Genomic DNA, 14,978 nt, shown 5'->3' with positions numbered 1-14,978 from the left:
TTAAACACTTTTCTAATCTAACAGCGTGTCGGTTTTCGCTGCCATAATAAAATCATTTTTATGTAGACCTTTTATTGAATGCGACCACCAAGTGACAGTCACTTTTCCCCATTCCGTTAAAATTCCAGGATGATGAAAATCAGCTTCGGCTAAATCAGCCAACTTATTAGTGAACGCCATCGCCAACTTGAAATTCTTAAACTTATAAACGCGCTCTAACTGCATAATACCATCACGCACCTCGACTCCCCAATCAGGGATCTTTGCGATCAGTTGAGCCAATTCGTCATCTGTCACTTTAGGTGCATCAGCTTGGCAGGCTTCGCATTTCATCTGGGCTAATTCTGTCATTTTTATTCCTTTAATGATTCGTTATTTATTATTCAATACTCAGCATTCAATATTTGAAGGCTGATTCTTTACTTAACCCGCTTTAGCTGGGAATGTCGGTTTAAACAGCCCCAACTGTTGTGCCTCTTTAACTGCAGCCATAATATCCATCTCGGCTATCGCGCCTAAATCGCTGATACTCTCAATTGCATAATAGATTGGCTGCATAATATCAATCCGGTAAGGCGTGCGCATTACATCGACTAAATCAAATGGCCTTATCTCAGGTTCTTCGCTCATCACAAACAGGGTCTCCCCTGGAGAGCTTAAGATCCCCCCACCATAGATCCGCAGTTGGTTACTGGATGAACGCAGCACACCGAACTCTACGGTAAACCAATAAAGTCTCGCTAAGAAGACACGTTCCTCCCTACTCGCTGCGAGCCCTAACCGTCCATACAAATGAGAAAAATGAGCAAATGATGGATTAGTTAACAACGGACAATGACCAAACACTTCATGGAAAATGTCAGGCTCTTGCAAGTATTCAAACTCCTCTCGACGACGAATAAAGGTCGCCACAGGGAATGACTTATTCGCAAGCAGCTGAAAAAAATCACCAAATGAAATTAATGCAGGCACCGCTGACGTTTTCCAGCCCGTGGTTTGCTGTAACACATTATCAATGTGCGCCAACTGTGGGATTCTATCAACTGGTAAGCTCAACTTATCTAAACCATCTAGATATTCTGGACAGGCTCGACCGGGAAGGTTTACCCGCTGCCGCGCATACAGCTCAGACCAAATATCATGTTCTGGTTGAGGGTAATCAATATACCCATCGGCATCAGGCAAGTGTGCTATGTAATTTGGTTGTTTACTCATAATTCTAGGTAATAGTCCTAAGACGCAAGATAAGCTCTTACTTCATACTTAACTAAAGCTAATGTTTTGTTAACTAGATCACGGTTTATTTTCCAGCTAAAAAAACTCGCCAAGTGTAACGAAGTTGTTACACTTAAAATTAAGTAAGCAATGCTCACCTTAATGAATCGCCATCTCTAAGGTATACCGAACTTTATAGCCGCTAAGGTAGTAGCGTGCTTAAAGACAGTAGGTTACGTCTATATGCTGACAAATATATACCGACAAGATTCCACTCTACTTTTAGGCTTGAATATCTATAGAAAATAGTGACTAAATAATCGCCAAGCCAATAAAATAAATACAAATTACAGCCCGTTTTCTACAATTCTTACCCAATGAATACTCATTTCAGTATAGAATGTAAGTTTGTGTGCCAATTCCTAATTAGGAACAGATAGGATTAGAATGAAACAACATAAAATTCGCAAGGCAGTGATCCCAGTAGCAGGCTTAGGCACGCGTATGCTTCCAGCCACTAAAGCTATCCCTAAAGAGATGCTGCCCGTTATGGACAAGCCGCTGATCCAATATGTTGTCAGCGAGGCTATTGCTGCTGGCATTAAAGAAATTGTCTTAGTGACCCATGCCAGTAAGAACTCTGTTGAAAATCACTTCGATACCAGCTTTGAATTAGAGACCCAACTTGAGCGTCGCGTAAAACGTCAGCTCTTAGCAGAAGTACAAGCTATCTGCCCTGACGACGTCACTATTATTAGTGTACGTCAGTCACAAGCAAAGGGCTTAGGTCATGCGATTTTATGTGCTAAAAGCATCATAGGTGACTCACCATTTGCCGTACTTTTACCTGACGTACTAATTGATGACGCTAGCAGTGACCTAACTAAAGAAAACCTTGCCCAGATGGTCGCACTGTACAATGAAACTGAAGTCGGTCAAATCATGGTAGAAGGCGTGCCCCATGAGCTCGTTAACCAATACGGTATTGCCGATATCAACGGTAAAGATTTGCAGCCAGGTGAGTCGCTACCGCTATCTCAACTGGTCGAGAAGCCTAGCATCGAAGATGCACCGTCTAACCTAGCCGTTGTCGGCCGTTATATATTACCTGCCGAAATCTGGACTTACTTAGCTAAGACTCCTGCTGGGGCTGGTGATGAAATTCAGCTTACCGACGCTATCGCAATGTTGATGGAAAACCAAACTGTCAACGCTTACTACATGCAAGGTAAAAGCCATGACTGTGGTAATAAGCTAGGCTATATGCAAGCTCATGTAGAACACGCGCTGCGCCATAAAGAAATTGGAACTGAGTTCGCCGAATATTTAAAGGCTATCGTTAAGACTCTTAAATAATAGCCTCTTAAGTAACAGACGCTTGAGTAATAAACGCTTAGCGAATGTCTCTTGAACATCAGCCTAGATGAAAGGATTTTAAATAATGACGATTTTAGTTACTGGCGGCGCCGGTTATATCGGTACTCATACGGTTGTTGAGCTACTCAACAGCGGTAATGAGGTCGTTATCTTAGATAACCTCAGCAACTCGAGTGTGACAGCACTTGAGCGAGTCGAGCAGATCACTGGAAAAGCAGTGACATTTTATCAAGGCGATGTTCTCAATAGAGCCTTTTTGCAAAAACTGTTTACAGATCATGATATTAAATCTGTCATTCACTTTGCAGGTTTGAAAGCCGTGGGTGAATCTGTTGCTCAGCCACTGCGCTACTATGAAAACAATGTCACTGGCACCATAGTATTATGTGAAGTGATGGCAGAGTTTAATGTCAAAAATTTAGTATTTAGCTCTTCAGCCACAGTCTATGGCGATCCAGCTAGCCTACCGATTACCGAAGACTTCCCAACTGGGGCGACTAATCCCTATGGCCAGTCCAAGTTAATGGTTGAGCACATTCTTGCGGATCTCTATCACTCTGACAACAGCTGGAATATCGCGCTATTACGCTACTTTAATCCGGTTGGAGCCCATAAGAGCGGCTTAATTGGTGAAGACCCCAATGATATTCCTAATAACCTAATGCCTTTTATCACCCAAGTTGCGGTGGGTAAGCGTGAGCAATTAAGCGTATTCGGAAGCGACTATGATACTGTAGATGGCACTGGCGTAAGGGATTACATCCATGTCGTCGACTTAGCCATTGGTCACCTACGAGCCCTTGATAAGCTACATAGTCAGTCAGGGTTAGTGACCTATAACTTAGGTACAGGTCAGGGTTACAGTGTACTTGAGATGGTTAAGGCGTTTGAAAAAGCGAGCGGCACTCAGATTAAGTACCAGTTGGTTGCAAGAAGACCTGGTGATATCGCCGCATGCTATGCAAATCCAGACAAGGCTCATAAAGAGTTAGGCTGGCAAGCGACCCATAGCATCGATGATATGGCGCAAAGCAGCTGGCATTGGCAATCGACTAATCCTAATGGGTATGTGACTGAAGAGTAAAGAAAGGTAAGCCGAGAAGGACGCTACGCTGCTAGGACGAGACTTCGTATCTTCGAGAGTGTCACGTGGCGACTTCTAGATTCGACAAAACAGCTCAAAAGCTAAACCAATACTGGCTTTAGCTTTTCCTAGAACCTAGAAGCGCAGCGTCCTAGTTCCTTTTTTTAAAAGAGTAAACAGATGAGCACGATTAACCAAAGCAGAAGAAGACTTTTCAGCCGTAAAAAGAATGATGCCATTCGTCCTCCTTGGGTTAAACAATCAATCGAGTTTACCGATGAGTGTACTCGCTGTGACAAGTGTATTTCCGTCTGTGAGACTCAAATTATAGTTAAGGGTGAAGGCGGCTTCCCTGAAATCGACTTTAAAATAGATGAATGCACATTTTGCCAAAAGTGTGTCAATGCCTGCCCTGAAGCCATTTTTAACGACACAGATACACCAGCTTGGCAGGTTAAAGCCACGATTCAAGACACTTGCATGGCTTATCAAGGTATTTGGTGTCAAAGCTGCAAAGATGCCTGTGATCCCCGCGCAATCAGTTTCTCCTTAGCCGTTGGCAAGGCGCCGCTTCCTCAAATCGATATAGAGGCCTGCACAGCTTGTGGCGCTTGCGTAGCCCCCTGCCCATCAACAGCAATTCTAGTTCGAGCCGTGTAAAAATAGCCAAAAATATGACATATAAGCGCCAAATTTAAGTGGTTTTGTTTCCGATAGTTTCAAGGTAACATCTAAATAACTTAGACTGACAGCGACATAATTATGTTTAGAAAAAAAAGAAGCGGCGGGTTAACTTTTATTGCTCAAGGTACCCAGTTTACGGGTGAAACGGAGTTTGCAGCCGAAGCCCTTATTGCTGGCGAGCTGTTCGGAAAAGTGCGTTCCAGTGGCGATATTACCATTGAACAAGGTGGGCTAGTCGATGGCAAACTTCACTGCACTGAACTGCGAGTATCCGGCACCTTTCGAGGCAAGTTAACCTGTGAAAAACTAAATATCACCAGCACTGGTCTGGTTGATGGTGAAGTTAACTGTCAGTCGATGGAAATTTTTGAAGGGGGTCAATTTATCGGTATGCGCGTAAGAGACGATATTGCCTTCCTACCTTCCAATACTGACCCTAAAAAAGTCATCAACAAACCTGCAAAAGAACAACTAATTGAAGATGCTGAACTAAGCATTTAATTAGTGCCAGCGATACCTTAGCAACTCCCCTGTATGTGATGACTAAAATTGACCATAGATAGCTTAACTTAGCTAAGCTTGGAGCTATAGTTACTCTAAGCTGTTTTGTTGGTACTCTTTGAGTAATATTAAAAATTCATTTACAGGGCGGTCTAAAGCATCTGTAGAGATAAACAAGTGATAACCTAGGTGGGAGTTCAATAATCTGCTTCGATGCCCAAACATCGCCAGCACTCCCTTATAACGATCATTATTCTCAATAAAAGGCGTAAACTCTTCGCTCATTTGGTTTTCTAATATCGATAAATCTTCACCTTGAGTGGAAGCCGTCATCAGCAGAGGGCGCTGCTCGGTTAACAATCCTGTCGCCAATCGCAACGAGATACACTCTAAGACTGGACTCACCAGTTTTAACTTTATTCCAATATAAGGCAAAGTCAGCGTTTCAAGGCCCTGTGATACTCGAAGCTGATCTAAACGTTGAATATTATCCCAAGCAATAACAACCTGGCCACGCCGATGAAAATAGGTCACCCCCTGCTCAGTCAGCTTAGCGGTCACCTCAGGCTCCAGCAGCTTAGCGACTCCCAAAACCAGCGCAATGGAGCCTAATGCGAAACAGATGATTCCTGGGGCAAACAGATGGCTACCCGATAAGAAGAGAGTTAAAGCGATGACTAAACCTAAACCACCGGCTAGGGTCAGTGTTAGCCCATTACGTTTATTGATGGATCGTATCTGTACGGCTTCATTCATCGACGTCTACATACTCTTATAATTAGAATTATTGACTGGAGCCTAGCAGGTTATCAGCTTGGCTCATGGTTTCAATCTTTTAAAAACAAGGTTCAAGGCTCAAGAGCCTAGGACCTTCTCAAAGAATTGACGGCATAAATGCCGACCTACTTTTAAAGAAGGTTTGAGGTTCTAGCAAAAGCTTAAACCAACAGCAACGAAGCTAAAAGTAGTAGGGACTCTAAACATCGCTTTGGCTTGAATAGCATCTAGTAGGAGCAACGCAACGCTCTCGCAGTGACGCAGTCACATCCTAGAAGCGCAGCGCCCTTCTTAGCCCTTCACCGTCAGCGCAGCGTTCCGTCAATGAGCCTGCGAACGTTCCGTAAACCGTAAGGCCATAGGCTGCTCCATTTTTTCCGTCCCAGCTTTAACCATCTTTTTTCGTCTCAGCTTGTCCCTAGAACCTGCTTTTCCTAGGACCTAGGACCTTCTTTTTCGTTTTTTTCATGTTTCAACTTAAACCAGAGTAATCCCATATATTCATGAATAGCACGCTGGGAATTTAATAGACTCTGTGCGTCAAAACGCCACCAATAAGAAGCTCTTTGAGCAAAATCAGTCGGTGCGGCAATCGCATTTAGCTTTGCATTGCTAAAAATGGCCATCGCTCTAGGCATATGGCTCGCCGAAGTCACTAAACGAAATGGCGCATCGGCCACCTCCCACTCCATAAATTGTGCTTCTTCAATGGTATCCTTCGGCAAAGGGAATTTAATAATGGACTGAGCAGAGACCCCCAACTCAACGGCTGCGTCAAACATCATATCGGCATGAGAGCGCGACGAGAGCCCGCCGCTCCAGCCGCTAACCACCAACTTACAGCTTTTCCCTAGAGACAGTTGGCGTACCCCCTCCGTTAATCGAGCCAAGGCGGTATGGGAAAGTTGCTGCACGGCGGGTAAATTGGCATTTTCATCATGACCACTGCCTAGCACCATCACCAAACAGCCTTTACCCATCGGCTGATTGTTAACTGAATATTGGTCTTCCAATGGTGCCAGTAGCCAATTACTGCCCCAGCTGCTACTCAAGATGATCAGCAGCGCTGCCGCTATCACTAATAGCGCTTTTGAAGACCGACGGTTACGCATCACTAAATAGGCAAGAGCGATAAGTAACAACACCATAGGAATAGGCATAAAGAGCTGAGAGATAATCTTTTTTAACCAAAACATAGAAACTATCGCCTAGAGAGGAAGTGATATCAAAGAAGTGTAGCATGTTATTCTATTCATTAATTTTATTCAGTGGCCATTCGAATTTAAGCGCCTCTCAAATTTGAGTTCCCAATAAAAAACAGTAAGAAATGTAAGGTTTATTACTGCTGCTGAAATCCTTGTGTCAGCCCCACAACCAAGCTGCGCCGCGCACACCAGAGGAGCTGCCATACATATTTTGCACCACGGGTGTACGACACTCTCCACCTAACACATATTTGGGTAATACCTCTGGCAACAAAGGATAAATAGCTTCAATATTGGATACGCCACCGCCCAAAACGATAATATCGGGATCCAGTACATTGATAATATGGGCTAAAGAACGGGCAAGCCTATCGATATAGCGTTCAAATGCCGCGGTTGCGAGAGCGTCGCCCTCTTCCATACGTGAAGCGATTTCAATACCGCTATTAGCATCACCACCAGCAAGCTTATAATCACGCACAAAGCCTGTGCCGGAGATAAAGGTTTCAATACAATCTTTATTGCCGCAAAAACAGTTAGTTGAATTAAATTCTTCAGCCGTCATCCACGGTAAAGGATTATGACCCCATTCACCGCCGATACCATTACTGCCACCGTGCACTTTACCGTTAATGGCAATACCAGCCCCACAACCCGTGCCAATAATCACCCCAAATACCACGGCCTTTCCGGCTGCTGCGCCATCGACAGCCTCTGAGACCGCGAAACAGTTGGCATCATTTGCCACTTTCACTTTTCTGTCTAAACGCATAGCTAGGTCGATATCGAGGGGGTGTCCGTTAATCCAGGTCGAATTGGCATTTTTAACTAAGCCAGAAAATGGTGAAACAACGCCGGGGATCCCAACGCCCACAGTGCCCTTTTGCCCTAATTGCAGCTCGGCTTCAGTGACTAAAAGCTCTATCGCATCAAGAGTGGCATTATATTCTCTTGGCGTCTGAAGACGTTTGCGAAATAACTCTTTGCCCTGCTCGTTAAGTGCTACAACTTCTATTTTTGACCCACCAAGATCAACGCCTATCCGCAACATGTTTGCCCTCCAAAGTTATTATTAATTTTTTGAATATTTAGATCCGACCAAAGCACAACTTTTTTAAGCCCGCGAATGTTCGCAGCACTCTCCCCTAGCCTAATCCCAATGGGGAGCGTAAGCGATAAAATAGGGGTTCAGAATGTCACTCTTTTGATTGTAATTCAGAGGAAGGTTTGTGTCATATTGCAGTACGCGGCCGCCAGCACTCTCTAACACCGCCTGCGCCGCGGCGGTATCCCACTCACTGGTTAGGCCCAAGCGAGGGTAAATATCTGCCTCTCCTTCTGCCAGCAAACAAAACTTTAGCGAACTGCCAACGCTTTTCATCTCGTGCTCGCCAATCTCTTGCAGATACGCTTCTAACCCCGGGCTTGCATGAGAGCGACTACCGACAATCCTCGGGATTGCCTTAGGCTTATGCGCTTTAGTTAGTTTTCTCTTATTGCCTCCCTGAATTAACCACGCTCCAAGGTCGTGTACACCAAAGAAACACTTATCGAGCACTGGCGCGTAAACCACCCCCGCGACCGCTCTATTATGATGGATAAAGGCGATATTGACGGTAAACTCGCCATTACGCTTAATAAACTCTTTGGTGCCATCAAGTGGGTCAATCAACCAATATGATTGCCAATGACGTCTCTGCTGCCAATCGATATCTGTCGATTCTTCTGACAATACAGGGATATTGGGGGTCAATTGTGCCAGCTTTTCAATAATCACTCTATGACTGGTAAGATCTGCGGCAGTAACGGGACTGTCATCGGCCTTAACCTCCAGTCCTAGATCTTCTTTCTCATAGATAGCCATAATGGCATCGCCCGCTTCAGTCGCAATATCGAGCAGCGGCTCTAACCACTCCTGTTTAAATATATGGCTCAATGTAAGTTATCTCTATAATTTACGAAGGTTATAGATTCATTATGCCAGCATTTAACGATAAAAATTAATAACCAAATAATCATTTAATGTCGAAAACAGACTAAGTCTGTTGGATTATTAAATTTCAACCTAAAGCTTATATCACTCTGGTTTCAGCCTAAGTTAAGCGAGGTTCGACTATAGCAATTACAATATCCGTTATTACTATGTCAGCTAATCCTATGTTCGTTAACCCTATGTCCGCTGAACCCGCGTATTTGTCCGTTGCGTTCCTCCCGCCCTAAATGTTTCTACCCAAAAAACTATAGGCAAGATATTGAAGGCTTTCTATCCGTAATAGGAACAAACTCAATATCAGCTAAACTGAGACTCATTTTACTTGTGCTGCTCAGTGAAAATGGCGAGTTAACTTTAGCAAAATTAACTCCTGAGTTCGCAAAACAGCTTAACGGTACGGTCACCGTTTGCCACTGTCCAATAGGCTGTTTGGCAAGCAGTTTTGATATATCGATAGGTTCACCGCAGTCCGCTTCACAGCCCATACTTAAATTGACAGCCTGCTCACCTAACTGTTCAATGTTCACCGCAAACGATAACAGCGATGGACGCTCTATAAACGCCCTTAAATCACGAGGAAAATTACTTTGAAAGCGAATAACACCTTCCCCTTGACCGTTAAACCTAAATAAGCGCGCATCTTCTTGCACATTTTTATCGATGCTACGCAAATATACGATCTCAGCCTGAGTTTCGCTGCTATCTACTGATGACGGTTTACTCTTACTGCCTATCATCATCACCCATGGCGCCTGTACCGCCCGCTCAAAAATCGCCATGGACTGATCCTGAACCGTCACAAAATCTGCCTTCTCATTTAGCACCTTCGACCTCGCACTGTCGGCGTACGTCAATCCGTATCCGTAGGGAAATAGAGCGGTATCATTATCGAATCGGTTTATGGCTGTTTGTTCAGGAGTTGCTGGCCAGGAAAAGGAGAGTTTACCGCTGAAATCAAATTGAACCTCTCCACTCGCATCTCTAAACAGGACCTCTGCGACGCCCTCGCCCTCACTACCGGGTAACCAAGCGGCGACAAAAGCGTCCGCCGCATTCAGCTCGGCATTGACCCACATAGGTCGGCCACTGATAAATACCGCGACCACGGGGATCCCTTGTGCCTTTAATTTTTTCAGCAAGGCAAGATCTTGCTTATTGCCACGCTGATACTCAAGATTATCCAGATCGCCATGACCCTCAGCGTATGGTTCCTCTCCAAATACCACAATTGCCACATCAGGTTTTATCGCGTAATCACCATTAGGGCTCAGTACAGCTTTACCGCCCACTTTAGTCACATGTGATTGAATACCGTCATAAATAGAGCTGCCACCGGGGAAGTCTGAATTAGTATTGTAAGTACCTTGCCAAGTTATCGACCAACCACCAGATTGTTTACCGATATTATCTGCGCCATCACCTGCCACCATCACAGTTTGCTTGGGTGACAATGGTAATAGCCCTGCTTCATTTTTAAGTAACACCAGCGACTCTCTTACCGCTTGCCTTGCCACATCTCGATGCGCCTTAGCACCGATTAATGCCGTGTTACCCGATAACGCGCGGTTAGCAGGACTCGGTTTATCGAATAACCCAGCCCGCATTTTGACTCGTAACACTCGCGTAACCGCATCATCGATGCGCTCTATGGGAATTTCACCACTCTTTACTTGTGCAAGGGTATTATTAAAAAGCGGCTTCCAACTCTTTGTAGGCGCCATATACACATCAAGACCCGCATTGACAGCCTGCGGGCAACTATCATTACTACAATCAGCAATCTGTCCGTGACCGTTCCAATCCCCCACAACAAATCCATCGAATCCCATTTGCTCTTTTAAAACAGATGTCAACAGATAGCGATTACCGTGATTTTTAACGCCATACCAACTATTAAATGACGCCATTACTGTTTGCGCCCCTACCGATATCCCCCCAACATAGCCTTGGGCGTGAATATCGAACAATTGCTGCTCTGCAGAGGTATTATCTCCCTGATCGATGCCATCTGAAGTGCCTCCGTCCCCCAAGAAATGCTTAACGGTTGCGATAACCCGCTCATCACCAAGAAAATCGGCATTCGCACGACCTTGCAACCCCCTAACGATAGAGGCTGCGTAAGCCTTAACTATCTGCGGATCTTCTGAATATCCCTCATACGTTCTGCCCCAACGATCGTCTCGCACCACTGCAACCGTTGGCGCAAATACCCAATCAATGCCGGTAACCATCACTTCTTTGGCCGTTATGGTTGCAATTTGCTCGATAAGCGCAGGGTTATTTGCCGCCCCTAAGCCTATGTTGTGTGGAAACAGTGTCGCACCAATCACATTGTTATGACCGTGCACAGCATCGGTGCCCCACATTGTTGGAATGGTCGAGCTGTCTAAAGAGTCATCCACAGACGCTTGATACATGGCTTCAGCTAGCGCTATCCAATCGCTCGGCGTTGCATGCTTGTTGCCGTTTGGAAAAGATCCCCCGCCATTAAGATAGGAACCGAAACCATACAGCCTCATATCTTCAACGGTCATATCCCCGATCTCGGGTTGGATCATCTGAGCGATTTTTTGCTCCAATGTCATGCCACTCAATATCCTAGCAATATTGCGCTCAACCTCTTGTTCTTGCTTGACCTCCAGCGTTAAAACAGGCCAAATCTTCGTCGCATCTTTACGATCCTTAGATACCACTCCAGCTATCCAGTACGCTGCTACAAACAAAATAACAATCGCAATTAACTTAGTTGAGAGTGTAAGCGGCCATTTAGAAAAGCTCTTACCACTGCTAGACATAGATAAACTCCCTGTAAAGGCGATATAAAAACTAAAGTCGTAACTCAATTTTTATCACGCTAATTCCATGTTAGAAACCGACTCGATTTTGGCTCCCCTTAAACCATAGAATAAAATTCCGTTTTACACTGCCCAAAACTGAAATAAAGCTTAACTTTCAGAACCGTGCATCAGCTATGTATATCGAGATATGTCACACTTTGTGTCTATTTTATCTTTGAGATAGCCCGCGACTATCCCCATGCAGTGAATTCCTCTAAAATGCGCTCCATTAACAAAAGGGATCCCAATGAAACTCAAATTATTATCTGGATTGTTACTGCTTGGCTGCAGTTCTGTGCAAGCGGCATGGTGGATTGAACCGACTGACTTACCACTAAGAGCCGATATTCAACTGCTGTCAGATACTGGCGTGATTGTTCAGCCAATCACCACTTATCCGCTAATGTGGGATGGTATTAAGCAAGATATGGACAAGGCGGATCAGGCAGCTCTGTCTAGCCAACAACGTGATGCTTTCGAGAGAGTGACCCGAGCATATGACCACGATCATCGCGGCATGAGCAGCAAGATAGAACTCGCTGGCGGCTCAGATACCACCCGCTTTATCGGTTTTGGCCAAGACTATCGCGATAAAGCCGAAGCGGCAGTATCTGCAGAAATCACCAAAGACTGGTTTAGTGGCCGCTTAGCGACAAGTTACCACGTAGATCCAATCGACGGTAACAGCGCACGTTTAGATAATAGCTTTGCCGCGGTGATGCTAGGCAACTGGATTGTTAGCGCTGGCGCTCAGCAAAAGTATTGGGGACCCGGTTGGGACAGTGGTTTAATTCAAACCACCAACGCCAGACCTATGCCAGGCATGACCTTTAGCCGTAATAACAGCCAAGCATTCGAAACGCCATGGCTTAACTGGATTGGTCCTTGGACCTTTACCACCTCATTTAGCCAAATGGAAAGTGACCGTTATGTTCCGGATACTAAGCATTGGGGCGCTCGTGGCACATTAAGACCGATTTCTAAGCTTGAGGTGGGTTTATCTTGGACCATGCAATGGGGTGGTGAGGGGTACGGCAACAGCTTAGGCGACTGGTGGGATGGCTTGTTCAACGGTGGTATGGTCGAAGGCGAAGTTACAAATGGCCAAGAAAACATGCTTGCTGGCTATGATTTCCGCTGGTCAGATACTGCTTTCGGCATCCCCTACGGTATCTACTATGAGCGTATTCACGAGGACTATCACAACGGTAAGAATAAGCTGATCAACTCAGCTAACATGGGCGGCGTCGACTTCTTTTTAGCTGACATCAATACCCGTATCTTTGTTGAATATTCCGATACCCAAGTGGCTTGTGGTATCGACTCTAATGCTTACAACTGCCTCTATGAGCATGGATTCTATAAAAATGGTTACCGTTATTATGGCCGCAGCCTAGGTAGCACCTATGACAACGATGCCACAACCTTAGTTGTAGGGGGGATTACTCAGCTTGGTGGCGGACAAAACATTAGTAACAAGCTCCGCTTCTTAAGACTTAATACAGACGGTACAGATACAGGTAACCCTTCTGGTGGCAACCCAGTATCACCTGGCGAATATGAGCGTGTATACCAGTTAGATACCAGTTACCACAGACCTTTCTACCAAGGTACCTTAAAGGTCGGCGGCACAGTGGGTTACAGTCAATATGTCACTTCAGGTGGAAATGACTGGGATACGACGATTTACGCAGGCTGGGAAAGAAGTTTTTAGTTTTTCAAATCCGACAAAAGCCAAGACGATAAATGCCGGTTAAAGCAAAGACGGTACAAGCTATACAAACTTCGTTTAGCTTCAAAGGCATAAGCAGTTCTACCTGCTTTTGCCTTTTTTTCTAAGAAGATCCTAGGACGTTCGCAAGCTCACTGCTAGGGTGGGCTTCGCCCAGCTAGGAAAAGCAAAAAACAAAGCACCGTATCGTCCACTTCTTTGTTTTCCGGTTTTTCCTGTTTTTCCGGCTTTCTCGTCTTAGCTTCCCCTAGAAGCGTAGCGCCCTTCTTAGCCCCTGCAGTGAATGAGCTTGCGAACGTTCCGTTTACCGTAAGGCCACAGGCCGTTCCGCTTTTCCATCTCAGCTTGTACCGTCTTAGCCTTTAGCTAGGACCTGCTTTGTCTATGCTTTTCCTAGGACCTAGAACCTTCTCAGTCTTTAACCTTTTGATAGCTAATCATGGCTTGTAACTGCTCTTGCCAGCTCGCACGAATTAGACTTCCCGGCTTGATGCCAAGTTGATGGCACACCTTCTGCGCATTCAAGGCGCTTTGCACGGGTCTTGGTGCTAAACGGTTTTCATGTAATGCCTGCCAAGATAAACTGCTAATCGGTTCAATTTGGCACGCCTCAGCCTTTGCTATTTGTGCATTAGCAGACATCGTCAACCGCTGAATTTCACAAGCAAACTCATACCAAGAGCAGCTAGAGCCTTCAGCAACGAGAGAGCCATCAGCGCTAAAGCCCTCTGCAACGAGATAGTCCTCAGCAACGCAAGAGCCAGCTGCATAATGATATAAGTGAGCCAGTCCTTTTTCCGTACCGTCTGCATTATGGTTTTGTGCAGCAACTTTCCTGTCCGAATTAGCCAGCTGCGTTTGCTTTATCAGCTTAAAAATCACCAAGGCTAAGGTTTCGCACCAGGTTGGACTACCAGATTGATCATTTATAACCGATAGTCTCTCTCTTGTCTTAAATAGCCCCTGCATGGTTTTGACAAAGTTCTGCCCGCAGCAACTGTAAAGCCAAGAGGTACGTATAATCGTTGCCTTAGCCCCTAAGATATCGTTCACCCAGCGCTCGCCCTCGAGCTTACTTCGACCATAAGCTGAGAGTGGCGATGGCATATCTTGCTCAGTGTATGGGCGCTTTAGCGCACCATCGAACACAAAGTCAGTCGAGATATGCACTAACCTAATATTTAGGCGCTTACACTCACCAGCGAGTAACTTAGGCCCTGTTGCATTCACCGCAATCGCCTTGTCGGTATCTGTCTCAGCCTTGTCGACACCATTAAAGGCGGCGCAATTTATCACTACATCTGGCTTAAAAGCATCAAAGGCTGCTTGAATTGAGTGAAGCGCACAAATATCCAACTGCTGATGAGACACGCCAATCACTTCATCAGTGGTTGCTATGCACGCTAAGACTTCTGGCAACAAAGCCACCAGCATTTGCTGAGGAGCGGTTAGCTCTGCAGCAGTAACTTGGGTAAGCTCTGCTATCGACAGTAATGCCTGCCCCAGCTGACCCGCTGCGCCGGTGATAAGAACTCGCATCTTGCTTTAATTATCTCTTCTAGTTTTAGCTTTC

13 protein-coding genes are annotated in these 14,978 nt (G+C 45.3%); 5 read left to right on the top strand and 8 right to left on the bottom strand.

Annotation, left to right across the window (positions count from 1 at the left end; translation table 11 throughout):
* Positions 1–12: 12 nt before the first annotated feature.
* Both SHAL_RS07870 and phhA read right to left on the bottom strand, forming a co-directional pair.
* Positions 13–351, bottom strand: a complete 339-nt coding sequence (locus SHAL_RS07870) for a 4a-hydroxytetrahydrobiopterin dehydratase (protein ID WP_012276638.1) — start codon at positions 349–351, stop codon at positions 13–15.
* Positions 352–423: 72 nt separating this feature from the next.
* A complete protein-coding gene (gene phhA, locus SHAL_RS07865; RefSeq protein ID WP_012276637.1) occupies positions 424–1,215 on the bottom strand; it encodes a phenylalanine 4-monooxygenase in 792 nt (263 codons plus the stop codon).
* 447 nt (positions 1,216–1,662) lie between these two features.
* Here phhA and galU point away from each other — a divergent pair, with 447 nt between their 5' ends.
* The 4 genes from galU (at position 1,663) to SHAL_RS07845 (ending at position 4,861) form a co-directional block, all read left to right on the top strand.
* A complete protein-coding gene (gene galU / locus SHAL_RS07860) occupies positions 1,663–2,571 on the top strand; it encodes a UTP--glucose-1-phosphate uridylyltransferase GalU (RefSeq protein WP_012276636.1) in 909 nt (302 codons plus the stop codon).
* Positions 2,572–2,656: 85 nt separating this feature from the next.
* Positions 2,657–3,676: a UDP-glucose 4-epimerase GalE gene (gene galE / locus SHAL_RS07855; protein WP_012276635.1), complete on the top strand. Its 1,020-nt coding sequence runs from the start codon at positions 2,657–2,659 to the stop codon at positions 3,674–3,676.
* 180 nt (positions 3,677–3,856) lie between these two features.
* Positions 3,857–4,336, top strand: coding sequence for a ferredoxin-type protein NapF (gene napF / locus SHAL_RS07850; RefSeq protein WP_012276634.1), 480 nt, complete (start codon positions 3,857–3,859; stop codon positions 4,334–4,336).
* A gap of 102 nt (positions 4,337–4,438) precedes the next feature.
* Positions 4,439–4,861, top strand: coding sequence for a bactofilin family protein (locus tag SHAL_RS07845; RefSeq protein WP_012276633.1), 423 nt, complete (start codon positions 4,439–4,441; stop codon positions 4,859–4,861).
* 90 nt (positions 4,862–4,951) lie between these two features.
* On the opposite strand, the gene SHAL_RS07840 is transcribed toward SHAL_RS07845, so the two are convergent.
* The 5 genes from SHAL_RS07840 to SHAL_RS07820 all read right to left on the bottom strand — a co-directional run bounded on the left by SHAL_RS07840 (position 4,952) and on the right by SHAL_RS07820 (position 11,631).
* Positions 4,952–5,617, bottom strand: a complete 666-nt coding sequence (locus SHAL_RS07840; protein WP_012276632.1) for a DUF2982 domain-containing protein — start codon at positions 5,615–5,617, stop codon at positions 4,952–4,954.
* A 455-nt stretch (positions 5,618–6,072) separates the two neighbouring features.
* A complete protein-coding gene (locus SHAL_RS07835) occupies positions 6,073–6,834 on the bottom strand; it encodes a YdcF family protein (RefSeq protein ID WP_012276631.1) in 762 nt (253 codons plus the stop codon).
* Positions 6,835–7,000: 166 nt separating this feature from the next.
* Positions 7,001–7,894, bottom strand: coding sequence for a fructokinase (gene mak / locus SHAL_RS07830; protein WP_012276630.1), 894 nt, complete (start codon positions 7,892–7,894; stop codon positions 7,001–7,003).
* A gap of 99 nt (positions 7,895–7,993) precedes the next feature.
* Complete coding sequence (gene cysQ / locus SHAL_RS07825; RefSeq protein ID WP_012276629.1) at positions 7,994–8,779, bottom strand: 3'(2'),5'-bisphosphate nucleotidase CysQ; 786 nt, start codon at positions 8,777–8,779, stop codon at positions 7,994–7,996.
* Between the two features lie 302 nt (positions 8,780–9,081).
* Positions 9,082–11,631 carry a glycoside hydrolase family 3 protein gene (locus SHAL_RS07820; protein ID WP_012276628.1) on the bottom strand — a complete coding sequence of 850 codons (2,550 nt, stop codon included), beginning with the start codon at positions 11,629–11,631 and terminating at the stop codon, positions 9,082–9,084.
* 289 nt (positions 11,632–11,920) lie between these two features.
* Here SHAL_RS07820 and SHAL_RS07815 point away from each other — a divergent pair, with 289 nt between their 5' ends.
* Positions 11,921–13,387, top strand: a complete 1,467-nt coding sequence (locus SHAL_RS07815; protein ID WP_012276627.1) for a capsule assembly Wzi family protein — start codon at positions 11,921–11,923, stop codon at positions 13,385–13,387.
* A 429-nt stretch (positions 13,388–13,816) separates the two neighbouring features.
* Here the strand turns inward: SHAL_RS07815 and rfbD are convergent, their stop codons facing one another.
* Positions 13,817–14,944: a dTDP-4-dehydrorhamnose reductase gene (gene rfbD / locus SHAL_RS07810; RefSeq protein WP_012276626.1), complete on the bottom strand. Its 1,128-nt coding sequence runs from the start codon at positions 14,942–14,944 to the stop codon at positions 13,817–13,819.
* Positions 14,945–14,978 lie beyond the last annotated feature (34 nt).

The sequence above is a fragment of the Shewanella halifaxensis HAW-EB4 genome (genome assembly GCF_000019185.1).
GTDB classification, from domain to species: domain Bacteria; phylum Pseudomonadota; class Gammaproteobacteria; order Enterobacterales; family Shewanellaceae; genus Shewanella; species Shewanella halifaxensis.
The sequence above is the reverse complement of the archived record's forward strand: the minus strand, read 5'-3'. Positions and strand labels throughout refer to the sequence as shown.

Excerpts from the sequence above, each read along its gene's own strand:
- SHAL_RS07840 (WP_012276632.1), bottom strand. The coding sequence starts at position 5,617 with ATGAATGAAGCCGTACAGATACGATCCATCAATAAACGTAATGGGCTA.
- SHAL_RS07835 (WP_012276631.1), bottom strand. The coding sequence starts at position 6,834 with ATGTTTTGGTTAAAAAAGATTATCTCTCAGCTCTTTATGCCTATTCCT.
- galU (WP_012276636.1), top strand. The coding sequence starts at position 1,663 with ATGAAACAACATAAAATTCGCAAGGCAGTGATCCCAGTAGCAGGCTTA.
- rfbD (WP_012276626.1), bottom strand. The coding sequence starts at position 14,944 with ATGCGAGTTCTTATCACCGGCGCAGCGGGTCAGCTGGGGCAGGCATTA.
- napF (WP_012276634.1), top strand. The coding sequence starts at position 3,857 with ATGAGCACGATTAACCAAAGCAGAAGAAGACTTTTCAGCCGTAAAAAG.
- SHAL_RS07870 (WP_012276638.1), bottom strand. The coding sequence starts at position 351 with ATGACAGAATTAGCCCAGATGAAATGCGAAGCCTGCCAAGCTGATGCA.
- phhA (WP_012276637.1), bottom strand. The coding sequence starts at position 1,215 with ATGAGTAAACAACCAAATTACATAGCACACTTGCCTGATGCCGATGGG.
- SHAL_RS07845 (WP_012276633.1), top strand. The coding sequence starts at position 4,439 with ATGTTTAGAAAAAAAAGAAGCGGCGGGTTAACTTTTATTGCTCAAGGT.
- SHAL_RS07815 (WP_012276627.1), top strand. The coding sequence starts at position 11,921 with ATGAAACTCAAATTATTATCTGGATTGTTACTGCTTGGCTGCAGTTCT.
- SHAL_RS07820 (WP_012276628.1), bottom strand. The coding sequence starts at position 11,631 with ATGTCTAGCAGTGGTAAGAGCTTTTCTAAATGGCCGCTTACACTCTCA.
- mak (WP_012276630.1), bottom strand. The coding sequence starts at position 7,894 with ATGTTGCGGATAGGCGTTGATCTTGGTGGGTCAAAAATAGAAGTTGTA.
- galE (WP_012276635.1), top strand. The coding sequence starts at position 2,657 with ATGACGATTTTAGTTACTGGCGGCGCCGGTTATATCGGTACTCATACG.